The sequence below is a fragment of the Flavobacterium sp. OHVDL-2026-0007 genome, assembly GCF_059882335.1.
The window spans coordinates 1,818,423-1,842,174 of record NZ_CM187612.1; the positions used below are offsets into that span (position 1 = coordinate 1,818,423).

Here is a 23,752-nt window from a genome sequence, read left to right on the forward strand (position 1 = left end):
ATGACACCACTAGCAAATGCCTCATTACAATCGGCACAAAGCCAAATCGGCGTAACTGAAATTCCAAAGGGTAGCAATGCGGGTCCCGAAGTCGAAATATATTTAAGGAGTGTCGGACTTGGAAAGGGTTTTGCTTGGTGCATGGCTTTTGTTTTTTGGAATGTGCTACAAGCCAGTACCAAATTAAAAACGCCAAATCCACTTAAAAAAACAGGCGGTGTTTTGGCTCAATGGAATGCCCTAGCTCCGACCCTTAAAAGTACTACGCCAATTGCGGGGGACATTTTTATAATAGATTTTGGCAAAGGAGTTGGACACACTGGGTTTGTTGAAAAAGTGGAAGGATTGAACATTCACACTATCGAAGGCAATACAAACGATGACGGAAGCCGTGAAGGTTACGCCGTTTGCAATAGAATCCGAAAGATTTCGAGTATTAAAGGATTTATCCGAATTTAAAAAACACAAAGATGTATAAGGCAATAGTTTTAGTATTGGTTTGTTTATGTTGTTTTTTGACTTCCTGTCGTTCTACACGACAGGATAGCAAAAAAAACACCTCCACAACCGAAAGCTCCATTTTACAAAAAGAAACGTATCGAGATACTATCCTTTTTGCCCCAAAGGCTGAAACAAGTTTAAAAATTCCTGTCACGGAATTGGTATTTAAACAGGGTTTAAACAGTATTTCAAAACCCAAAACATTTACCCAAAAGAACGGCAACGCAACGGCTAAAGTTGAAATTACACCAACTGATATAAGCGTTACAGCAACGTGTGATAGCCTCGCAATTGTTGCTAAAATAAAGCAAGAATTACAAAGGGAAATTTCAGCAACCACCCGAAGCGACACTCAGAATAGCACAAAAAAAACGGGGTATTCTTTTCTTGATCTAATTAGGTTTTTTCTTTGTGGATTGGTCATAGGAGCTAGCGTAATGTTCCTTTTAAAAACATTTAAAATATTATGATTCCAAATATTTCATTCAACATCTCTAGCAATGGTCTAGGGTTGCCACAAGCAGAAATTCAAAAGATACCAGGATTCGTTTTGACAGGTGTAACCGTTGCGGGAGTTAATAAAGTAACTGCAGGTACTTCGTATCAAATCTTTTCTTTGGAAGAGGCGGTTAACTTGGGAATTACTCTAGGAGGCACAAATGATTTTGCTTATAAGCAGATTGCACAATTCTATACTGAAGCCAAAAAAGGAGCTGAATTATGGATTATGGTTGTTCCGTCAACGGTAACAATGGAAGATCAAGCCGATATTACCAAAGATTACGCTCGAAAATTATTGAGCGATGCTAAAGGTAAGATTCGAATTTTAGGGCTTTTGAAAAAGTCTGGCACAACGGAAACTATTACAAACGGGTTAGATGCTGACGTGCATTTAGCGGTCGTAAAAGCACAAGCTTTGGCACAAGACTTTGCTGATCGTTTTTACCCAGTTCGAGTAATGATCTCAGGAAATAAGTTTAGTGGTATTGTTGCCGATTTGAAAGATTATGCAACGACCAACTTTAACAAAGTTTCGATTTTGTTAGCGAATACGGATGGATCAAAAGAGGCGGCTATTGGTTTGACTCTTGGACGTTTGGCAAGCACGCCAACACAAAGAAAATTGAGTCGTGTAAAAGATGGTGCAATAGAACCTTTTGCAGCGTATTTCACTAATGGAGATACTGTGGCAACACTCGATACCTCCTGGAATGCCATAGACACAAAGAACTACATCTTTATGCGAAGCTTTGCCAACTTATCAGGCTTTTACTTCACAGGAGATAAAACCTTGACAACGCCAACAGACGACTTTAATAGTTTGGCTCGTGGCTTGGTAATGGACGAAGGCGTTTTAATAGCGTACACGACTTTAGTACAAGAACTATCAGACGAAGTTCCAGTAACCGAAGCGGGTACCATTCATCCCGCTATTACCAAAGGTTGGCAAAATGCTATCGAAGCTCAAATAAAATCTAATATGGTTGAAGTGGGCAAACTTTCGGGGGTGAGAGCTTTTATTGACGAAAATCAAAACGTTTTGCAGACCAACAATGTAAATGTAGCCTTGCAATTGCTACCAGTTGGCTACTCTGATTTTATAACGGTAAATATTGGTTTTACCACAACACTAGATTAGTATGAGCGATTATAGTAGTAAAAATTATTCTTGGAATGACATCTCCATTGCTATCGGTGGACGTATCATTGAGGGGATTGAAGATGTAGAGTACACGGCAAAACAAGAAAAAAGCGTCATACGTGGTCGTGGTGGAAAAGGTCACAAAGTGGCACGAGGAAACAAGGATTTTGAAGGAAAAATAAACCTCTGGCAGTCCGAAGTAGAAGCCATGATTAAAGATGCCCCTAACAAGGATTTGTTAGCACTAAGCTTTGATGTTATTTGGTCATTTGTTCCAGACGATGGCGGCGCAACGGTTACTGATGTATTGACCACTTGCGAATTTACAGAGTACAAAAAAGCGATGAAACAAGGCGATAAGAATATGCTTATTGAATTGCCTTTTATCTTCTTGGATGTAAAACCACAACAATAGAAATTTTAGACAATATATAAAAGCCATCCAGCTAATATGATGGATGGCTTTTTTTAAGAACGACAACAAAACAACAACAAACCCGATGCAAAAAATTGACGATACACAAATTCAAGAATGGAAAGAAAAATATGGTAGCGTTTACGCTTTGCCTGTAGAAGACAAAACGGCTTATTTGCGTGAACCATCAATGAAGGACTTTAAACGTGCTTTTACTACTATGCAAAATAATGGTGATTTAGCCTTTGGCGAAGAAATGATCAACTTGCTTTTTATTGGTGGTGATGAAGAAATCAAAGCCAAAGACGAGTATTTCTTACCTGCTCGTAAGGAGATTACAACCTTTTTTAATTTTGATGATGCCGAAATCACCAAAGAGAAAAACAACTCTATCATTACAATTGCTGGAGCTAGTTGTAAAGTGCGAATGATTACTCGTGACGACATAAAACTTGCAGAAAAGAAAAATCCAAGCTCTAAGCCTTTTGTTACTCAAGAAAAGTTATTTGAAGCGGTTTGCATTGAAAAAGACGAAGCATTCAACGATAGAGATAACGCAAACTTTCGTTTCCCGTTATACCAAGCGATTGAGAAACTACAAAGTCAAAAAGTAGCTATCATAAAAAAGCTTTAAACAGGGCGATCATTGATACTAATGACCCGTCCTCTTTTGATTACGTACAACAATCAGGAGGAAAACTACATATTGATTTTAGGCTTTTAGACGCCTATTTAAGATACTATATGCACATCAAAAAACCTCATAAGTTGAGTGATGTTGATTGGTGCGAAGAGGTTCAAAACCTCCATTTTATCAGAACGAAAGAAAAAGAATCCTCACAAAATCAAATATGAACGCCTACGAATTTATCATACAAATGAAAAACTACGCCAGTAGCTCGCTTAATCAAATAGCGGCTAGTGTGGGTATGACAAATACTCGTGTGAACGGGTTGAATGCTTCGCTTAGGAATACAGAGTCTACATCAGGTTCGTTTTTCTCTACCTTAAGTTCAGGTTATAAAAATTTGATTGGTTTAGTCGGCGCTTTGGGTATTTCTCTTGGTGTCGTCGCTGGAACCTCGGCACTCTTTAATATGGGTGTCCAAATGGAACAAACTAATGTGAAGTTTGAAGTCTTGCTCGGTTCGGTCGAAAAGGCGAAGGTTATGCTCGGTCAATTGAACGATTATGCCAACGCCACACCTTATAGTAATGAGGGAATTATAAAAGGCTCGGAGACGATGCTCGGTTTTGGTATTGCTCAGGAGAAAATTATGGGCAATATGAGAATGTTGGGTGATGTGGCTATGGGAAATGAGGAAAAGTTAGGCGGTTTATCATTGGTCTATTCTCAAATTATGGCTACGGGTCGATTGATGGGTCAGGATTTATTACAATTAATTAACCAAGGTTTTAACCCACTTCAAGTCATATCTGAAAACACAGGTATGTCAATGGGTGTTTTAAAGAAGAAAATGGAAGATGGTGCTATTAGTGCTAATATGATTGAGGAGGCATTTAGGCTCGCAACTTCTGAAGGTGGTCGTTATTATAATATGTCTAATAAAATGGCAGAAACGGCAGGCGGTAAATGGAGTACTATGATGGGAACTTTACAAAATGTTGTTGCCAAAATAGGAATGTCATTTGCTAATTGGATTTCCCCATTAATCGATATTGGAATAGCGGTAACAAATAATATTATACCGTTTGGACACGCCATTGCGGATGTAGTAAAATGGATAATGCAGGCAAAACCTTTGCTGTTTTTCTTTGCTGTACTGGTTACCACTTTGGGAGTTTCCTTTATTGCGGCTAATGCAGGATTTTGGATTTTCTCAGCTCAATTTGCTTTGTTTGAAGCTCGACTTTGGTTAGCAACTACAGCGCAAACTGCTTTCAATTTTGTAATGAGTATGAATCCTATTGGATTGGTAGTTATCGCCATAGCGGCATTGATTGCTATTGTATGGGCGTGTTGGAATAATTTTGAAGGATTCCGAGGTGTAATTATGGGAACTTGGGAAGTTTTGAAGGGATTTGGAACGGCGATTAAAAACTATGTGATTAATCGAATTCAAGATTTATTATCAGGAATTACAGGAATGGGAAGCGCATTGAAAGCATTTTTTAGCGGTGACTTTAAAGGAGCATTTGAGATTGGAAAAAAAGCCGTTGGCGACTTGATGGGCGTTGACTCTAAAAAGAAATTGATTGATGATGGTATGAAAGCGGCTAAGTCTTTTTCTAAAGGATATAATGACGGTGTAAATATGAAAGCCAAGGAGGTAGGTGTAGAACCTACCACAAAGAAGGCAAAAGTACCTGATTATTTAAAGCAAAATAAATCGGCGGTTTTTGCTGATTTATTGAACGATAAAGGAAAAGGTAAAAAAGACAAAAAAGGTTCTAACTCCGATAACATAGTTTCGGGCGGTTCTAAGATGACCCATATCACGGTCAACATTCAAAAGCTTCAAGACGATACTAAAATATTTGTAGAAAGTACTGAAAAAGGAATTGAACAATTAGGCGAAAAAGTCCAAGAAATATTATTGCGTGCCGTGAATAGTGTCAACCAAATGCAAACGAACTAATGGCAGATTTTAATATAAAAGAGTTACTAATTAGAGCTTCACTTGACTATATCGGACCACAATTTCCGCTTTGGTGGAAAAAGAACGAATCTCGATATAAATTACCCGATTTACTTGGAATCAATAACAAGCAGTTGTTAGGCTCAAAATATTTCATGACACTTAAAGTGTCGCACGGAAAGGATTCTTTTTTATTTCCAAATGAGCCGATTGTTTCTATTGGAATGTCGAAAACCATTGTAAAAACGGCAACGGTTGGGAAGAAAAAGAAACGATCCGTAAAAGAATATATCACGACAGATGACGAAGTGATTACGATAAAAGGGGTTTGTATTGATTTGAATGATCCCGACAAGTATCCAGCAGATCAAGTAAAATTAATTAATGATTTGTTTGAAATAAACGACTCCGTGGATATTGAAGACAACGCCTTTTTTGAATTGTTTGGTATTCGCAAAATAGTACTTGAAAGTTTGGACTGGGATGAAATGATAGGCGAAAGTGGTATGCAAAAATACACTATCAAAGCACTTGGCGATGATGATTTTTTTGCTGATTTGAACGAAAAAGACAAAGACAAAACGAATTTATTGAGCTAATGTACATACTGGACGGAAAAGTAGAAATAGGCAATTACATTTTTAATGCCGTTCACGGTATTGAAATAACCAAGTCGGTTGAGGAATTGAGCGACACTGCGGTTATTAAATTACCTACCCGCTTTAAAATTCGCCAAAATGGAGACCAGAAGTTTACCGAAGAGGCGATAAAAGTAGGCGACAAAGTAGTGATTACTTTGGCTTACGAGGGCATTTATTCAGGTGTTGAATTTACGGGTTATGTAAAAAAGATTAGCCCAAAGATTCCAATTGAAATTCATTGCGAGGACGCAATGTGGTTATTAAGACGAAAAAATATCAATAAAGTTTGGGGCAAAACAAGTATCAAAGAAGTTGTTGAAGAGATTATAAAATTCACTCCAGTATTGATGTCCCGCTTTATGCAAAAGCAAAATGTTCTTTTAGATAAATGGATTGTTCGTAATGCCAACGGCGCACAAGTACTGGAAAGTTTTAGGAAAAATTTAGCTCAAACCGTTTTCATAGATGACGAAGGAAAATTGTATGTGGGATTACAACAGTTAACCAATATCGGGCAAACGGTGGTATATGACTTGAACTATAATCTAGTTGAGAATAATCTTGAGTTTAAAAGTGCAGACGAAAGGCGCATCAAAATTAAGTACAATTATTTAAACCCAAAAACCAACAAAAAAGAAAGCTTTGAGTTTGGAGATATAGATGGCGAACAACGAGAATACAATACCTCAGTTGTATCAGATAAAAAACAATTGGAAGCAATGGCAAATGCCGAACTTAAAAAAATGAAGTATAACGGTTTTGACGGTGATGTGGTTAGTTTTTTAGTTCCATACGCTACTAGAGGGATGAAAGCCAAATTAATTGATGAGGAACACCCAAACCGAGAGGGAAATTATTTTATAAAAAAGGTAGTCACCACTTTTGATACAGGAGGTGCAAGACGAAAAGTAACATTAGGAAATAGATTGTAATGGATCAAGAGTTAATCGAAGCATTTAGACAATTGAAAAAAAGGGACGTTGATACCTTCCCCGCCGTTGTGGTTTCTGTTGATAAAGAAAAAGGTACTTGTGTTATTGTGGTAGATGGATTGGAGCTTCCTGACGTGCAATTATCGGCACTAATTGACGGTAGCGACAAAAAGTTTTATTTGTTTCCTGCCGTTGAAAGTTCGGTTTTAGTCAGCCCTATAAATGAAGATTTGCACCGCTTGTATGTTGAGCAATATTCTGAAATAGAAAGTTTGGATTTGAATATTAAGCAAGTGCGGTTCCAAGTAGATCAAGACGGTTTCCTTTTGCAAAAACAAAACGAAACGCTTAAACAATTAATGAGCGATTTAATTGGAACTATTAAGACTATGAGTTTTACACTTTCTACAACAGGAACGGCAACAGCTCAAACGGGAGTAACCAACAACTTGAATAACACGGCTCAATTTGAAGCCGTTGAAAATAGGTTTAATCAGTTTTTAAAAGGGAATTAAATGGACGTAATTTTAAACAACATCGGACTTTTTTTGAGTGCTATAGGTGGTACTGGGTTTTTTACTTTTTTGTTTACAAAAGGAAAATATAAAGTTGATGTTTTACAGGCAAAAGAAAATGCAGAGACCACGGCAATTGATAACGATGTAAAATTGTCGTCGCATTACAAAGAAATTCTAGACGACTTAAAACAGCGATACGAAACAAGGTATAAGGAGTATGACTCTATGATGCAACGTAAGATTGATTTATTGGAGGAAGAAAACAGGCTAAAAGACAGAAAAATAAAATTGCAACAAATTGAAATTGTAGAATTGAAGCGAGAAAACCGAACATTAAAAGCGAATGCAAAAGCAAGTACTACATAATCAAAGCATACTGGATATAGCTATTCAGAACAACGGCACGTTAATGAGTGCCTTTGAGTTGGCAGTTGAAAACGGGCTTTCAATTACTGAAGAATTATCACCAGGACAAAGTCTTGAGGTTACAGAAAGTAATTTGGTAGATACTACGATTGTAACTTTTTTTCAGAACAAAAACCAAATAATAGCCACGGGTTTCAATAACCCCGAAAATGAAGACATCCTACCACAATTAGGAATTGGTACGATGATAATAGGCTCAACATTTATAGTAGGATAAGATGGCTAGAAAGATACAGGAAATACATCAGGAGATTTTTAACAACATCGCAGCCGATGAAAATTTGGTTGAGTTAAGCTCTACGAGTAAAGTGGCTATTTATCGACTGATTGTGTTTATAGTTAGTTACGCAATTTTAACATTCGAATTAATACTTGACCATCATAAAAAAGAAATAGACACTGCTATTTACGAACAAAAAAGCGGTACGCCACGTTGGTATAGGAACATGTCTTTAGACTTTCAATATGGGTTTGACTTATTGACTGACTCCGATAAGTTTGATAACACTGGGTTTACGCTCGATCAAATTGAAGCTTCGAAAATTGTGAAGTATTGTTCTGTAAAGGAGTCGGCAGAAAGTAACCGTCTAACGATAAAAGTAGCAGGGGAATTGGGCGAAAAACTCATACCTCTTAATGGCGGGCAAAAAGAAAGCTTTGAACAGTACCTAAAGGAAATTAAATATGCAGGTGTTAAAATATCGGTGATTAATAACCCAGCGGATAAGCTATTGCTCACCATGTCTATTTATCGTGATCCTTTGGTATTAGACGAAAGTGGAAATAGTATTATCAGTGGTGGTAAGCCAGTAGAAAGTGCAATAAGAGCCTACATGAAAGCTTTACCGTTTGATGGCGAATTAGTCATTAATGACTTAATCGAAAAGTTACGGGCAGTTGATGGGGTTAATAATGCTCATATAAGCAATGCTAGTTCTAGTTCATACGATAGCATTACAGGTAATTTCTTAGACTTTGTGCCTATTAATGTAAAAACTATCCCAATCTCAGGATACTTTGAGATTGAAAATTTTAATACAGTCACCTATGTGGTATAACGTTGATTTTAATAAGCTTGCCATATTGATGCTTCCTACTTTTTTGAGGAAGCGTGTTTTGGTAGCTTATATCCAATCGCTGCTGGTACCAATTGCTAGTATTCATTATCAATGGAAACAAAAGCGACTAGCTGATTGGTATAAGCTTGAACACACTGGGCAAGTATGTAGCTTGAGAAAGGTTTTGAATGATGCTCTTGATGTTTCAGATAGACGTATTTATATAGATGAAGGAAATTCTTTTGGACGAAAATACATTTATACCAGGGCAGAAAATAAGCCTGTGTTTTTGGGTAAGATGTTCATCTATCAAAACTCAGATTATACCGATACAGGCGTTGACTTTATCGTCTTTGTACCGAAGGAAATAATTAATACACAAATTCACGAATTAAATGCCTTGATTACTTTTTACAAGTTGGCATCCAAACGTTATAAAATACAACCAATATGAATCATTTGAATTTTAACCAAAGCGGTGGCTTTCCATTGGAAACCGATATTCTCGACGAGATGCAAAAAGCTTACAAGCTATTTAATGCGCTTGGAGGTATCGTTGGTGATTTATCCATTATATCGGGCTGTATCGTTACTGGAACTGCTGCTGCCGCTGGAGTCGTTTTTATTAATGGTGAACTATTAGAATTTCGTGGTGGAGTTGTCCAGGCTAATGTGATTATTGTGGAGGAAAAACAACTTCGTGAATTCGAGGATGGAAATTCTAATGATGTTATTTTTATCCGATATGCGACTTTTGGAGTTGCCACAACGCAATGGCCATGGGCAAGTTTTAAGCGTGGTTTCGAAACTAAAGGGATGTTAGCTGCATTGGATAAGAAAGAGGATAAAACTACGACTGAAAGCTTATTAGAACGAATTGAAGCTTTGGAAAATCAAAGTACAGTTGGTGTTCCAAAAGGCTTAATTGCATTATGGGGTCGACCTGCTAATGAAATTCCTGCGGGATGGAAAGAATACACCCTTTTGCGTGGCCGTATGGCCGTCGGTTATGATAGCTCAGATCCGTTATTTGACACGATGTCGAATTATGGGGGCTCGAAAACTAAAAAACTATCCATCGATGAACTTCCAAAATTTACACCTACAGGGACTGCTGCTGGTCCTTATTTAGGAGCAACAGAAATTGGCGGTGCTTTTGAAGGTGGATCAAATAAATGGAAGGAAAGAGATGTGACGATGAAGGAAATTGGTGGAGATAAATCTTTTTCCATTATGAACCCTTATAGAGTAGTATTATATATTGAAAAACAATAGACATGGCAATAGTTTCTTTAAATACCATTAAAAACTGGTTTAAAACTGGTTTAATTCCGACACAAGCCCAATTTTGGGATACTTGGGATTCTTTAAGACATAAAAGCGAAAAAGTGCCAGTAGCTGACGTAGAAGGTATTGATCAATTGCTTTTATCAAAAGCCGATAAAGCTGTTTTAGATGATCATCTCACCAATCCCAACGCTCACGCCACTTTATTCAATTCAAAAGAAGACAAGAACAAAAAAGGCGTTGCAAGTGGCTATGCACCCCTTGATGAAGCTGTTAAAATTGCTAGCCAATATCTTAATATCGTTAATGACTTGATTAGCGGTGGTTCTACGACCTTATTAAGCGGTGAGCAAGGAAAGGTTTTGCAAACTCAAATTGATAATATTAATCTGCTTTTGGCTTCTGACAATGTGAATTTAGACAATGTACAGGAATTGGTAGACGCGATTGAAACCATTCAAATGTCATTAAGTACGATATTGGTGAACGACTTAACCACGGGTGGAACCACTAAGGCCTTGACTGCTGAGATGGGTAAGACGCTGAAAGGATTAATTGATTCTTTGACAGCTACTGTTTCAACAAAGCAAGACATTGCTAATCAAATTGAAGTTGGTACCAGCCAGAACGCTCAAACTTCTTGGCATGGTAAGACAGTTCTTTTTACGGCCAATTGTACTATCACAATTCCAGCAGCGTTGGTTGATAATTATATTTTCAACGGAATAACCTTAGTTGGTGTAACAGTGAATTGGGCTATTATAGCGCCGAAAACATGGTTATTAGGAACGCCTACGGCTACACCAGAAAAGCAGATTTTTACCCTCACGCAAAGAGGCACTACGAACAGCATTTTATTATTGGGAGTGTAACTATGGGAGCCTTATTACAAAATATGAATTTCGGGCGAAGTAAGATTAAGTATGAGCCTTTTGTTTCTACTTGGAAGACAGACAATATATCTACTGGGTCAACCGCAAATAATCAAGTAAAATTGCCTTTGTCAATCTCGGGTTCTTACGCTTTCAGTGTAAATTGGGGTGATGGCACTTCTAGTTTTATTTCATCTTGGAATCAAACAGAAACTACACATACCTATCCAACAATAGGGTCTTATGAAATTACTATTTTAGGTAAATGTAAAGGCTGGTATTTTAATAATACTGGAGATAGGTTAAAGATTTTATCAATTCAATCTTGGGGTAGTTTATCTTTTGGGTCTATAATAAACGTTTTTTTTGGGTGTGGGAATCTAACTTTAGCTTCAGTAAATGATATTGTTGATTTGACAGGCGTGAATTCATTAGAGAATTGTTTTTCGGGGTGTAGTTCATTAACAACTATTAATAATATTAATTCATGGGATGTTTCAAATGTTAATTATATGAATGGTATGTTTTCTTATGCATCTACATTTAACCAGAACCTTGGTGGTTGGAATGTTAGTAATGTAAAACATATGAATAATCTATTCAGAGGTACAGTATTTAATAATGGAGGAAGTGCGGATATTAACAATTGGGATGTTTCAAAAGTTATTCTTATGTCTGGTGTTTTTTATAATACGACAGCATTCAACCAAAATATCAGTGCTTGGAATGTAGGAAATGTAACTAACATGGCTACCATGTTTTCTTCTGCATCTGCATTTAACCAGAACCTTGGTGGTTGGAATGTTTCAAAAGTTACTGATATGTCTGCAATGTTTTCAGGTGCATCAGTGTTTAATAATGGCGAAAGTTCAGATATTAACAATTGGGTTGTCAGTGCAGTTACAAAAATGACTTCTATATTTTCTGCTGCATCTGCATTTAACCAGAACCTCGGAAATTGGGATATTTCAAAAATCACTGACATGTCTTCAATGTTTTCGTATGCAACATCATTCAATAATGGAGGAAGTGCGGATATTAACAATTGGAATGTAGGAAATGTAACTAGGATGTCTACCATGTTTGCTTCTGCATCTGCATTTAACCAGAACCTTGGTGGTTGGAATGTTTCAAAAGTTACTGATATGTATTCAATGTTTTCCGGGGCAACATCATTTAATCAAAATATTGGTGCTTGGGTTGTCAGTGCAGTTACAACCATGGATAGTATGTTTTTCAAAGCAACATCATTTGATCAAGATATTGGAGCTTGGGACGTCAGCACTGTTACAACTATGAATAAAATGTTTTCAGAGGCAACATCATTTAATCAAAATATTGGTGCTTGGAATGTCGGAAATGTTACAAAGATGGGAAATATGTTTTCAGACGCAAGGGCGTTTAATCAAAACATTGGTGCCTGGAATACTAGTAAAGTAACTAGTATGCTTTCCATGTTCTATAATGCTATGGCTTTTAATCAAAATATTGGCTCTTGGGATATTGGATTGGTTTCAATTTTTGTTAGTTTCATGACAGGTAAATCAAGTGCTAACTTTTCGAGTGCTAATTTAGATGCTATTTATAACGGTTGGAGTTCTAGACCTGTACAACCAAATGTTAATATTCCATTTGTGTCGATAAAATATACTTCGGCATCAAGCGCAGGAAGAGCAATTTTGACTGCAGCTCCAAACAATTGGATTATTAGTGATGGAGGAATAATTTAAATAAAAACTTATGATAAAACTTAAAACAGAATACACACACATTGACAGAGCGGTTTTATTGACTGGAACGCTACAAATTGAAATTACGTCATGGATTACTATGCCTGATGCTAAAATTTACACAGTCGAAGATTTTATTGTGGATGAAAACAATGCAAAAAGACAGATCAATTCCCGCATAAAAAGGGTAGAGAATCAAGAGCTAGAGCAAATGGATTCTTTAATTACAATGGATAACAGTTTTGAAGGACTTGGGGAAATTGAAAAAGAGTGGGCAAAAGCAAAATTAGGTTTGTTGCTTTTCATTAAAAAGGATTTGTTGGATGACGGAATACATACCATTTACGGTAAACTTCCGCAAGATTGGGAGTTGGTGTAATGGGTGCTGCTTTAGCATTAGTATCGTTGATTCTATCGATCTTGCTTTTTCCTTTAGGCTTAGTGATTTCCTTTTTTATCAATCTTTATAAGAGGCGTTGGAAGCTATCATTTAAACGACTTGATCAGCAGCTATTAAGTATTGCAACAAGTATAGACGCCTCGGGTAATGTAATTTGTAAAGACTTGTTTAACCTTCTTTTAATCAAAGAAAATGGTTATAGGTTCGGTAAACGAAAGGAGACGATCTCAAGTGTTTTGGGTAAAAATCAGCGTGATGGCACTTTACGCAAAACGGGAAAAGTAATTGTGTTTATCCTGGACAAAATAGAAAAGAATCATTGCCTAATCAGCATTGATATTTTAGTGTAGTTCCATGGAGGTAGGAAGTAAAAAAAAGCCCTCCAACAAATAAAAAACTTCTCAAGGTATTTATATTTAGCACAAAGCCAGCGTTGGAGGACATAAGTCTTCTGATGCTGGCTTTGTTATGTCTTATAAATTCCTTGAGAGTTTGCAAATATAGAATAATCAATCATCAATCAAAAAAAGAATGGAATTAAAAAAGAAAGTTTTTACAACGGCGCCGTTGCCGTTTATGGGTCAAAAAAGGAAGTTTTTAAAGCAGTTTAAACCTGCATTGCAAGGGTATTCACCACAAGCAACTTATGTGGATTTATTCGGAGGAAGCGGTTTGTTAAGTCATACTGTTAAGTCAATATACCCAAATGCACAAGTAATTTATAATGATTTTGACAATTACAGGGAGCGTTTATTGAATATTGATAAAACAAACGATTTAATCGCTGATATTCGTCAATACCTTGCAGATGTACCAAAAGATAAAAAAGTACCTGAAAACATCAAAAAAACGATACTTGAGCGTATAAGTAAAGAGGAAATACAAGTGGGTTACGTTGATTATATCACAATATCGAGCTCTATTTTGTTTAGTATGAAGTATGTGCTGAACTTCGAGTATTTGGAAAAAGAAACTTTTTACAATTGCGTGCGTCAATCATCCTATGACGCTACTGGGTATTTGGACGGATTGGAGGTTGTGAGCAAATGTTACAAGGAGTTATTTAGGAAGTACAAGGATTTGCCTAATGTGATATTTTTAGTTGATCCACCCTATTTGTCTACTGAGGTTGGTACATACAAGAGCTACTGGAAGCTTAAGGATTATTTAGATGTATTGCAGGTATTGGACGGTACGAAGTATTTTTACTTTACATCAAACAAATCCTCTATCATTGAGCTATGTGAGTGGATTGAGACTAAAACGCCAATGAGTAATCCCTTTACAGGCTCTACAACAGCTACAATGAATGCGACAGTGAATTATAGCTCTAGTTATACAGATATAATGTTATATAAATAGGGTTTAATCAGTCTTTAAATGGTAATTAAAAAGCTGGTACGTAACGTGCCAGCTTTTGTTATATTTGTCTCAAAAATGGAAATTTTGTTTTGTCAAACTGGAAGTTTTGATTTTTCGATTATAATTAACATCAGTCTCCACTGATAATCCGAAATGAGTATAGTTTCCTTCTATATTTTTTTTATGCTCAGGACTTAATAACCAAGCATCTAAGGCAGCTTGTGAAGTTTTATAATTGTAAGCCACATTTTCTCCGACATTTTTGGCTCCCAATAGGGTAATAATATTATCAGCCCTTTCAACAAAATCATTGTGATTAACTACATCGTTAGCAATCATATAATCATTATGCTCTTCACATTTAAATGAAACATGATTGATCTTTTCTAATGCGTTTAAACCGATACTTACTCTATAATTATTGATTAACTGCATGGTTTCCAACTCTGACTCATTGTACGCGAAGTTTGTTACAAGTTTATCATTCGAAGCAGCTTCGACATTTCCATCAGCAGTATCAGCAGAACAAGAGTTCATCATAACTAGTGTCAAAACGAACACCATAGTGCGCATAATTTTCTTCATAATCAATAGTAGTTTAACTTTAAAGTAAATGTTGGGGCAAATTCTTTAAATCTATATTTTAGATAAATCCTTTGTTTCAAAGAGCAAACATATTGAATTTACCGTCAAACTACAAAATTAATCGACAAACTGCGCAATAATTAAACTATTTAGTAAGTTTTTCTTACAATTATGAAGATAAGCGCTCTATCTTCCATGAAAAGTCCGCCGCGCTAGTATAACGAATTCTATCGTGTAACCTATTTGGTCTTCCTTGCCAAAACTCTACTTCTAAAGGAGTTACCAAAAAACCTCCCCAATTTTCAGGCCTTGGAATAGGTTTTCCTTCAAATTCTTTTTCGAGTTTTTTTAGATTTTCTTCCAAGAAAGATCTTGACGGGATGACTTCACTTTGGTGAGACACAATCGCTCCCAATTTGCTTCCATCTGGACGAGAATCAAAATAGCCATCTGAAATACTGGCCGCAGTTTTTTGAGCGATTCCTTTGATGATCACCTGACGCTCCATATCTTGCCAAAAAAACGACAAACAAACATGCGGGTTCTCTGCTATCGCTTTTCCTTTTTCTGAATCATAATTCGTATAAAAAATAAAACCTTCCTCGGAGAATTTCTTTAATAAAACTACCCTAGCTTTTGGAAATCCATCCAATCCGATGGTCGAAACTGTCATCGCATTCACCTCACCGTTTCCGCCAAAGCTTTCCACCTCATGAAACCAGCGGTTAAAAAGATTAATTGGATCCTCAGGAATATTTGTTTCTAATAGTTCGCTTTTTTCGTAAGATTTTCTATAGTTGCTTAAATCGTTCATTTTTCTTTAACGTATTAAATATTACAGTATTTCAGTTTTAGTCCTAGCCAATTTTTTCAGACCTTCAATAGGACTTTTTTATCCTAACACCTCATTAAACTCAAAACTTCTCCCATCATCCCCCAAAAGTATATGAGGAAAGATCGTTTGCGCTTCTTCCTTAAAACAGTCTATACCGTCATATCGAGTCGAATAATGCCCCAAAATCAATTGTTTTACATTGGCCTTCAAAGCAATTATAGCGGCTTCCTTTGCCGTAGAATGCAAGGTTTTTTCAGCTAAAGCTGATTCTGATTCTAAAAAAGTAGATTCATGATACAAAACATCTACATTTTTTATAATGGGAATAATGGCCTCATTATACACAGTGTCTGAGCAAAAAGCATAACTCATCGAAGGTACAGGATCAAAAGACAATTTCTCGTTCTCTATTACAGTTCCATCATCCAGAGTTACATTTCCTCCCCCTTTTATTTTCTGATAATAACAGCTATCAATATCGTAGTGTTCAACGGCCTCCACATTAAGTTTTCGAGGGCCTGCTTTCTCCTGAAACAAAAATCCGTTGGTATACACACGGTGTTTGAGGGGAATGGTCTTCACTATTACTTTATCATCTTCAAAAATAATTTCGCTTTCTTTCGATTCTAATTCATGAAAAAACAATTTATAGGTCGTCCAAGAATTAGACAATTTCAATTGTAAGGTAATAATTTCCTTCACTCCTTTTGGACCGTAAATATGCAAATCAGTGGTTCGTCCTAAAAGCGCAAAAGTGGAAATAGTACCGATTAATCCAAAAAAATGATCGCCATGCAAATGCGAAATAAAGATGTGATTAATTTTAGAAAATTTAATCTTGTTTTTACGCAATTGCACCTGAGTTCCTTCACCACAATCGATTAAAAACAGCCTGTTTTTAATCTCTAGCACCTGGGAAGTCGGATTGGTAATGGTTCTGGGAGTGGCTGCATAACAGCCTAGTATGGTTACTTTCATTGTAGATTTTAGATTAAGACAAAGCACTTTTTAAGATTCACACTATTAAAAATCTAAAACCAGAAATCTAAAATTAAAAACCTAAATCTCTTTCTATTTCTTCCATTTCAATAATATCGCGCGCTTCCAAAAGAGAAGGTACTACAAGTAATTTACCTGAAATAGCATTAAAATCAAGATCAGAAACTACAAGTACAAATGATTTCTTTACTTTTTTCTGTTGTTTGGCAAGCGGTAAAAAGAGTTTTAAATCATTCTCAGTTAAAGCAGTATCTGCAGATAAATCGATAATTACATTGTGTTTTTCAAAGGTTTTAAACTGTTGCGTTACTTTTTCCAAGAAAGAATTAAAATCTCCTTGTGTATCTTTAATCGTAACGGTATGTCCTTTTTGGTCTACTTTCATTTTATATTTTATGGGCTCTCTCTCTAAATCATCATTTCAAGAGCTAAGGTACAAAGATTTTTGCAATTGTAGTTTCCTCTCTTTAGTCACCGTTTTGTTCCCTTAGCCTGTTCAATATCAAAGTATCTACACTCCTCAAAAAACCTTCGTTAAAAACGCTAACCCAAATCTGAGACTACAACTATTGAATTTTAGAAGCCAAAAGATAAATAACAGCCATCCGAATAGCAACTCCATTTTCTACCTGATTCAGAATCACTGAATGAGGTGAGTCCGCTACTTCAGAAGTAATCTCTACTCCTCTATTAATTGGACCTGGGTGCATAATCACAATTTCCTTCCCCAATGAATCTAATAAAGGTTTATCTACTCCATATTGCTGTGCATATTCACGAGTAGAAGGAAAAAAATTCACATCCATACGCTCGTTCTGAACTCGTAACATATTAGCGACATCACACCATTCTAAGGCTTTACGCAAATTGGGTTCCACCGTAACACCTAATGATTCAATATACCTAGGAATTAAGGTCTTCGGACCACAAACTTTCACTTCTGCTCCTTGCATTTTCAAAGCGTAAATATTAGAAAGGGCTACTCTTGAGTGCAAAATATCACCGACTATCACCACTTTCTTACCCGTAACATCCCCTAATTTTTCTCTTATAGAATAACTATCTAACAAGGCTTGAGTTGGATGCTCGTGCGCTCCGTCTCCCGCATTGACAATACTAGCTTTTACATTCTTAGATAAAAAATAAGCCGCTCCAGGATTGGCATGACGCATCACCACCATATCTACTTTCATCGAAAGGATATTGTTTACCGTGTCGATCAGTGTTTCACCTTTTTTAACGGATGATTGTGCAGCAGAAAAACTAATCACATCTGCCGACAATCTTTTTTGCGCTAATTCAAACGATAGTTTGGTTCGTGTGCTGTTTTCAAAAAAAATATTAGCAATCGTGATATCTCGTAATGAAGGAACTTTTTTAATTGGTCGGTTAATGACTTCTTTAAAATGGTCGGCAGTTTCAAAAATTAGGTTAATATCATTCTCATTGATGTATTTAATTCCTAATAAGTGATTTACGCTTAATTCTTTCATTTTTATTTCGATTATATTTTTTTAATAGTAGTTTTAAATGAAAGATGAATTAGCTCGTTATCAAATAAACGACATCTTCACCATCATTCTCTTTCCAACTTACTTTTACTTTTTCATTATTAATAGCATCCACCTGACGCCCTCTATAATCAGGCTGAATAGGTAAATTACGACTAAAACGTCTGTCAATTAACACCAATAACTCAATTTCTGATGGTCTTCCAAAAGATTGAATTGCTGTTAAGGCAGAACGAATGCTTCGTCCGGTAAACAATACGTCATCGATAAAAATGACTTTTTTGTCTTCCACTATAAAATTTATTTGTGTTTTATTGGCTTCAAGCAGTTTATCAGTTCTACGAAAGTCATCTCTAAAAAAAGTGATGTCCAAATACCCCAAAGAAATTTCGGGTGTATGGTATTCGTTTTCTAATATTTGTTTTAAACGTTCAGCTAAAAAAACGCCTCTTGGTTGAATTCCTACTAAAATAGTATCGGAGAAATCAAGGTGTTTTTCGATTAACTGACAAGCCAAACGATGGAGTATGATAGTAACTTCTTTTGAATTAAGTAATACTTTTTGGCTCATAATTAAGTGTGATGTTTGGTTGGGCAAATATACGAAATCAGAATTAGGATTGAATACTAATACGATTATAAAATAACAGGCTTTTTAAATTTCTCTAAAGAATCCTCTCTTGCTTTAGTCCAAACAAATACCAAAAGTTCTTATTTATTTTTTTATAGCCTCACGTACATAGACTCAATAACAACAAAAACAATACTATAGCCTTATACCAAACAAAGAGTCCCCCAAACTTCATACCCTCCAGAGCAAAACGATAATCCATAAAAAATCGTATAATGCATTACAAAAAAACACAAATACCTAACAATCCCTAACAAAAGCCAGGGGCGCTTTTATTAGGGAGCGTAAGTAAATTCTTTCTTAATTATTCTGTTCGCAACACTACAACACCATGTTTCGGGATTGCAAAACTTCGTTGTTTACCAATAGAACCTAATGAATTATCCGACCATAAATCACGGATTTTTATCGATTTATCAAGCTTAATTAATTCCGATTTTAAAGTATATCGTCCGACTTCATTACTGCGATTCAATATCGCAATTGCCTTTCCATCTTTCCCATTTTCTCCCAACAATTTCTCCCAAACCTCAATATTTCCTTCTTTAGCAATTCTACGAGCTTGATAAAAACCCTTATCTTGATTTAAAGCAATTAACTTCTTATTGCCCAAAATACCAATGGTTTCTTTTGTCATAGTCCTCAAATCATTTCCTGCCAATAAAGGGGAATTCAACATACACCACATCGAAAAATGGCTTTTATCCTCTTCATAGGTCATCCCTCTACCTACCTGTAACATATCCATATCGTTGTAATGCCCAGCAGAAGCGTATTTATACAAATCAACATTCAAATCGATAATGTCGAGTATCGTCGAAAACTTCTCATTGATATCACCGGAAATTCTCCAAGAATCCGCTTTATCAATAACCCATTCTCCAGGAAATTTCCATCTACATACATTAAAAACAATAGCCTCATTCTTGGCTTTCACTGCGTTAAAAATCTTTAAATATTCCGTTTTTTCATCCAGATTCATTTTCTCTCCTCCACACCAATCTACTTTTAAAAAATCATAACCCCATTCATCAAAAAAAGCAGCAGTATCTTGTTCCAAGTAGCCATAAATCCCCACTCCTATACCTTTTTGATCATTATCCCAAATAGAACCGCAAGTGTTCCTTCCCCCATCGGTATAAATACCTGCTTTGAGTTTTTTACTGTGAATATACGCCGCCAAAGCTTTCATACCCGATGGAAATTTCTGAGCATCAACATAAAGATTCCCTAAGGAATCTCTGCCTCCAAAATAGCCATCGTCTATATTGACATAGCGATAACCAGCATCATATAAACCAGAAGCTACCATAGCATCGGCCTGTTCTCGGATCATTTTCTCATCAATATTCACCCTGAAATTATTCCAACTGCTCCAACCCATTATAGGCGCTTTGGCTTCCTGAGCAGAAAGGATTCCGCTCATTAAAAAAACGATGATTAATTTCCCCGCTAAAATTTTATAAGTAGTCTTCATTTTAGTTATTTTCATTATGGTTCCTAATAAAAAAAAGGCAATTAGATAGCTTTTTAGTAGTAGTAGTAGTAGTAGTAGTAGTAGTGTCTTAGTTTTGTAAAATTAAAAAAAACGCAACAATAAGCAAATATTCGGTACAAGCCAAGGCCCCAACTATACCGTTACCGTTTCCTTTTCTCTTCCAAAAGAAATCCAAGTAGCTTTACCCCAGATATATTCCAAAGGTCCTTGTTTATGTGTTTTCAACCACCAGGTACAAAAGCCCAATTGCAACAAAAACAATACAATACCAATCAATAAACTAAAGGTCGCCCCAGTATACTTATAAAGGCCTAAACCAAAACCATAATAAATAGAAGAACCTATTATGGATTGTGAAAAATAACTAGTCAAACTCATTTTTCCAAAAGGAATCAATTTCACTAAAACCTTATTTACCCTTTCTTTTTGATACAACAACACAAATCCGCTTACCAAAATAACCATGAAGGTAACATTAGACCAAGAAGTAAAAATAATCAACAAACTATATACTACATCTTTATCGACATTCAAGGTAGGCAAATACGTTTTAAAGGCATACAATGGAATAAATACAATACTGGCTATTACTAATGTTTTTTTCCAGAATGCATTACTTGCCTCCGATATAATAAAGAGTCGCTCTCTCCCCAAAATCATTCCAAACATAAATAAAGCCGGAGACTGAAAAAACCTCCCATTTTCCCATGACCAAAAGATGGAGGCCAATCTTCCTATTTGCAGATTACCTACAGCGTGATCTACAAACGAATTTCCATTTAAATACGACAGCATATTACCATAATAGGAATTAGACATGTTTACCGGAGCCGCATAGTCTGGGTTAAACAGCAACCCAAAAACATCAAACCACTGCACAGGTAGCAGCAATAAAAAAGTAGCAATGGCTAACACGTATTTAGTCTTCAGATTACACACCGGAAGTAGCACCAGCCCTAATACGGCATACATCATCAAAATATCACCTGAAAAAAACAACGTATTTATACATCCAAAAACAAATAATATTAGCAGTCGCCAAACAAATCTCCATCTAAAATCATTTCCTTTTTTGTCTTGATTCTCCTTTTGAATAAAAAAACTAAACCCAAAAAGAAGGGAAAAAATAGCATACGATTTTCCTGCAAAAAGGAAGAACAAACTGTCCCAGATTATCTTATCCAAGGCCTTAATCGGTGCAGGTAAATATTCGGGCAAATAATAAAAATCAAAATGTTCTAAATTATGAAGTAACATAATGGCCATGATGGCTAAACCACGCAACGCATCTACTACTTCTATACGAGGAGATTTCAAACTAAAGGCATTTTCAGACATAATATTCTAAGAATTTATTTACAATGTATAAACTCAAATATAAATGTATTTTACGAAAATCGATACTTATAATCCTTAAAAATACCCCAGCACATCAGACACATTTTCACAGATCCTCAAGCATCATACAAAAACGATACAGATTACATAATTAGGGCCTTCAAAAATGAAGCTTAAGCCTGTAAAACCAATACGCAATTCCTTTAGTGATCTTACTAAACCGCTAAATCAGTTCACTATGGAGCAAAAAAAATCCCGCTACTTACATAACGGGACCTCTTACTTATTATAAACTTATTATTTAGCGTACATTTTTGTTCTTAATTCTTGAACTTTTTCATCATCCAAATACTCATCAAATGTCATATAACGATCAATAGCTCCATTTGGCGTAAGCTCTACTACTCTATTACCTACTGTTTGCGCAAATTCGTGGTCATGAGTGGTAAAAATCACAGAACCCTTGAAGTTTTTCAATGAATTGTTAAACGCTGTAATCGACTCCAAATCCAAGTGATTGGTTGGTTCGTCAAGCATTAAAATATTCGCTCTTTCCATCATCATTCGAGACAACATACAACGTACTTTTTCTCCTCCTGATAACACACGACTCGTTTTCAAAGCTTCTTCTCCTGAGAAAATCATTTTCCCTAAGAATCCTCTAATAAATACCTCATCACGCTCTTCTTCTGTTTTAGCGTATTGACGCAACCAATCCACCAATGTCAAATCATTTTCAAAGAAAGAGTGATTCTCAGCAGGTAAATAGGCTTGATTAGTTGTAATCCCCCAATCAAAAATTCCTGCATCTGCTTTTTGCTGATTGTTCAAAATTTCATAGAAAGCGGTAGTAGCACGTGAATCTTTAGAGAAAAGAACTATTTTATCGCCTTTAGCCATATTCAAGTTTACCCCTTTAAATAACAGCTCACCATCTACAGAAGCCTCTAAATTTTCAACATTCAAAATCTGATCTCCTGCCTCACGATCCTGATCAAAAATAATCGCAGGATAACGACGGCTAGAAGGTTTAATATCGGAAATATTCAATTTAGAAATCATTTTTTTACGAGATGTTGCTTGTTTAGATTTGGCAACGTTCGCGCTAAAACGACGAATAAATTCTTCTAATTCTTGTTTCTTTTCTTCTGCTTTTTTGTTTTGCTGTGCACGTTGTTTCGCCGCTAATTGGCTAGACTCATACCAGAACGTATAGTTTCCTGAATAGTGATTAATTTTTCCAAAATCAATATCCGAAATATGTGTACAAACCGAATCTAAAAAGTGACGGTCGTGAGATACCACAATTACTGTATTTTCATAATTTGCTAAGAAATTCTCTAACCAAGAGATGGTTTCAAAATCCAAATCATTAGTAGGCTCATCCATAATAAGTAAATCAGGGTTTCCAAAAAGTGCCTGCGCCAAAAGCACACGAACTTTAATTTTTCCCTCAAGATCCCCCATTAAAGCATAATGATGTTCTTCGTTAATTCCTAAGTTAGACAACATCGAAGCAGCATCAGAATCAGCATTCCATCCGTTCATTTCTTCAAATTGAACCTGAAGCTCTCCAATTCTATCTGCGTTTTTATCGTTATAGTCTAAATAAAGTTCATCCATTTCTTTCTTAACAGCATACAGCACTTTATTCCCCATCAAAACGGTTTCCAAAACAGTATGCTCGTCGAACATATTGTGATTTTGGTTTAAAACCGACATACGTTTTCCTGGCTCTAAATGAATATGGCCAGAAGTTGGATCGATATCACCTGAAATGATTTTAAGAAAAGTAGATTTTCCAGCACCATTGGCTCCAATAACTCCATAAATATTCCCGTGCGTGAAAGTAGTATTTACTTCGTCAAACAAAATTCGTTTGCCAAATTGAACTGATAAATTATTGACTGTTAACATGAATGTCTTTTTAATTAATTTTGTGCAAAAGTAGTAAAAAAGGTTCAGAGGTAC

Annotated in this window: 28 protein-coding genes; 19 read left to right on the top strand and 9 right to left on the bottom strand. The window is 35.9% G+C overall.

Annotated elements, in window-relative coordinates; genetic code table 11:
* The 19 genes from AC51AA_RS06910 to AC51AA_RS07000 all read left to right on the top strand — a co-directional run bounded on the left by AC51AA_RS06910 (position 1) and on the right by AC51AA_RS07000 (position 14,384).
* On the top strand, positions 1-459 hold the full coding sequence (locus AC51AA_RS06910) for a CHAP domain-containing protein (RefSeq protein WP_500705085.1): 459 nt from the start codon (positions 1-3) through the stop codon (positions 457-459).
* Between the two features lie 11 nt (positions 460-470).
* Positions 471-971, top strand: coding sequence for a hypothetical protein (locus tag AC51AA_RS06915; protein WP_500705087.1), 501 nt, complete (start codon positions 471-473; stop codon positions 969-971).
* Entirely contained in the window at positions 968-2,140 is a 1,173-nt protein-coding gene (locus tag AC51AA_RS06920) for a DUF2586 family protein (protein WP_500705089.1), read from the top strand. The genes AC51AA_RS06915 and AC51AA_RS06920 overlap by 4 nt, the downstream gene beginning before the upstream one ends.
* 1 nt (position 2,141) lies before the next feature.
* Positions 2,142-2,558, top strand: a complete 417-nt coding sequence (locus tag AC51AA_RS06925) for a hypothetical protein (protein ID WP_500705091.1) — start codon at positions 2,142-2,144, stop codon at positions 2,556-2,558.
* A gap of 43 nt (positions 2,559-2,601) precedes the next feature.
* Positions 2,602-3,192 carry a hypothetical protein gene (locus tag AC51AA_RS06930; protein ID WP_500705093.1) on the top strand — a complete coding sequence of 197 codons (591 nt, stop codon included), beginning with the start codon at positions 2,602-2,604 and terminating at the stop codon, positions 3,190-3,192.
* 217 nt (positions 3,193-3,409) lie between these two features.
* Positions 3,410-5,158, top strand: a complete 1,749-nt coding sequence (locus AC51AA_RS06935) for a tape measure protein (RefSeq protein WP_500705095.1) — start codon at positions 3,410-3,412, stop codon at positions 5,156-5,158.
* Positions 5,158-5,757, top strand: coding sequence for a DUF6046 domain-containing protein (locus AC51AA_RS06940; RefSeq protein ID WP_500705097.1), 600 nt, complete (start codon positions 5,158-5,160; stop codon positions 5,755-5,757). Before AC51AA_RS06935 ends, AC51AA_RS06940 begins: the two co-directional genes overlap by 1 nt.
* Positions 5,757-6,731 (top strand): late control protein, encoded by a 975-nt coding sequence (locus AC51AA_RS06945; RefSeq protein WP_500705099.1) that lies wholly within the window; start codon positions 5,757-5,759, stop codon positions 6,729-6,731. The genes AC51AA_RS06940 and AC51AA_RS06945 overlap by 1 nt, the downstream gene beginning before the upstream one ends.
* Positions 6,731-7,246: a hypothetical protein gene (locus AC51AA_RS06950; protein WP_500705101.1), complete on the top strand. Its 516-nt coding sequence runs from the start codon at positions 6,731-6,733 to the stop codon at positions 7,244-7,246. Before AC51AA_RS06945 ends, AC51AA_RS06950 begins: the two co-directional genes overlap by 1 nt.
* The gene (locus AC51AA_RS06955; protein ID WP_500705103.1) at positions 7,247-7,615 is read left to right on the top strand and encodes a hypothetical protein; all 369 of its coding nucleotides are present in this window, start codon (positions 7,247-7,249) and stop codon (positions 7,613-7,615) included.
* Positions 7,593-7,892, top strand: coding sequence for a hypothetical protein (locus tag AC51AA_RS06960; RefSeq protein WP_500705105.1), 300 nt, complete (start codon positions 7,593-7,595; stop codon positions 7,890-7,892). The genes AC51AA_RS06955 and AC51AA_RS06960 overlap by 23 nt, the downstream gene beginning before the upstream one ends.
* Before the next feature lies 1 nt (position 7,893).
* Positions 7,894-8,733, top strand: coding sequence for a nucleotidyltransferase (locus AC51AA_RS06965; RefSeq protein ID WP_500705107.1), 840 nt, complete (start codon positions 7,894-7,896; stop codon positions 8,731-8,733).
* Entirely contained in the window at positions 8,723-9,187 is a 465-nt protein-coding gene (locus AC51AA_RS06970) for a hypothetical protein (protein ID WP_500705109.1), read from the top strand. The genes AC51AA_RS06965 and AC51AA_RS06970 overlap by 11 nt, the downstream gene beginning before the upstream one ends.
* Positions 9,184-10,008, top strand: coding sequence for a hypothetical protein (locus AC51AA_RS06975; protein WP_500705111.1), 825 nt, complete (start codon positions 9,184-9,186; stop codon positions 10,006-10,008). Before AC51AA_RS06970 ends, AC51AA_RS06975 begins: the two co-directional genes overlap by 4 nt.
* Positions 10,009-10,010: 2 nt before the next feature.
* Entirely contained in the window at positions 10,011-10,892 is an 882-nt protein-coding gene (locus AC51AA_RS06980) for a hypothetical protein (protein WP_500705112.1), read from the top strand.
* Positions 10,893-10,894: 2 nt separating this feature from the next.
* On the top strand, positions 10,895-12,622 hold the full coding sequence (locus tag AC51AA_RS06985) for a BspA family leucine-rich repeat surface protein (protein ID WP_500705114.1): 1,728 nt from the start codon (positions 10,895-10,897) through the stop codon (positions 12,620-12,622).
* A gap of 10 nt (positions 12,623-12,632) precedes the next feature.
* Entirely contained in the window at positions 12,633-13,001 is a 369-nt protein-coding gene (locus AC51AA_RS06990; RefSeq protein ID WP_500705116.1) for a hypothetical protein, read from the top strand.
* Entirely contained in the window at positions 12,986-13,372 is a 387-nt protein-coding gene (locus tag AC51AA_RS06995) for a hypothetical protein (protein WP_500705118.1), read from the top strand. Before AC51AA_RS06990 ends, AC51AA_RS06995 begins: the two co-directional genes overlap by 16 nt.
* 181 nt (positions 13,373-13,553) lie before the next feature.
* Positions 13,554-14,384 (top strand): DNA adenine methylase, encoded by an 831-nt coding sequence (locus AC51AA_RS07000; RefSeq protein ID WP_500705120.1) that lies wholly within the window; start codon positions 13,554-13,556, stop codon positions 14,382-14,384.
* A gap of 69 nt (positions 14,385-14,453) precedes the next feature.
* Here the strand turns inward: AC51AA_RS07000 and AC51AA_RS07005 are convergent, their stop codons facing one another.
* The 9 genes from AC51AA_RS07005 to AC51AA_RS07045 form a co-directional block, all read right to left on the bottom strand.
* Entirely contained in the window at positions 14,454-14,969 is a 516-nt protein-coding gene (locus AC51AA_RS07005) for a CAP domain-containing protein (protein WP_500705122.1), read from the bottom strand.
* A gap of 169 nt (positions 14,970-15,138) precedes the next feature.
* Positions 15,139-15,783 carry a pyridoxamine 5'-phosphate oxidase gene (gene pdxH, locus AC51AA_RS07010; protein WP_500705124.1) on the bottom strand — a complete coding sequence of 215 codons (645 nt, stop codon included), beginning with the start codon at positions 15,781-15,783 and terminating at the stop codon, positions 15,139-15,141.
* Between the two features lie 78 nt (positions 15,784-15,861).
* Entirely contained in the window at positions 15,862-16,782 is a 921-nt protein-coding gene (locus tag AC51AA_RS07015; RefSeq protein ID WP_500705126.1) for a ribonuclease Z, read from the bottom strand.
* Positions 16,783-16,855: 73 nt separating this feature from the next.
* Positions 16,856-17,188, bottom strand: coding sequence for a ribonuclease Z (locus AC51AA_RS07020; RefSeq protein WP_500705128.1), 333 nt, complete (start codon positions 17,186-17,188; stop codon positions 16,856-16,858).
* Between the two features lie 181 nt (positions 17,189-17,369).
* Entirely contained in the window at positions 17,370-18,296 is a 927-nt protein-coding gene (locus AC51AA_RS07025) for an aspartate carbamoyltransferase catalytic subunit (protein WP_500705130.1), read from the bottom strand.
* A 49-nt stretch (positions 18,297-18,345) separates the two neighbouring features.
* On the bottom strand, positions 18,346-18,885 hold the full coding sequence (gene pyrR, locus AC51AA_RS07030) for a bifunctional pyr operon transcriptional regulator/uracil phosphoribosyltransferase PyrR (protein ID WP_500705132.1): 540 nt from the start codon (positions 18,883-18,885) through the stop codon (positions 18,346-18,348).
* 364 nt (positions 18,886-19,249) lie between these two features.
* Entirely contained in the window at positions 19,250-20,422 is a 1,173-nt protein-coding gene (locus AC51AA_RS07035; protein ID WP_500705134.1) for a glycoside hydrolase family 27 protein, read from the bottom strand.
* Between the two features lie 153 nt (positions 20,423-20,575).
* Positions 20,576-21,781 (bottom strand): DUF418 domain-containing protein, encoded by a 1,206-nt coding sequence (locus AC51AA_RS07040; RefSeq protein ID WP_500705135.1) that lies wholly within the window; start codon positions 21,779-21,781, stop codon positions 20,576-20,578.
* Between the two features lie 297 nt (positions 21,782-22,078).
* Positions 22,079-23,698: an ABC-F family ATP-binding cassette domain-containing protein gene (locus tag AC51AA_RS07045; protein ID WP_500705137.1), complete on the bottom strand. Its 1,620-nt coding sequence runs from the start codon at positions 23,696-23,698 to the stop codon at positions 22,079-22,081.
* Between the last annotated feature and the right edge of the window lie 54 nt (positions 23,699-23,752).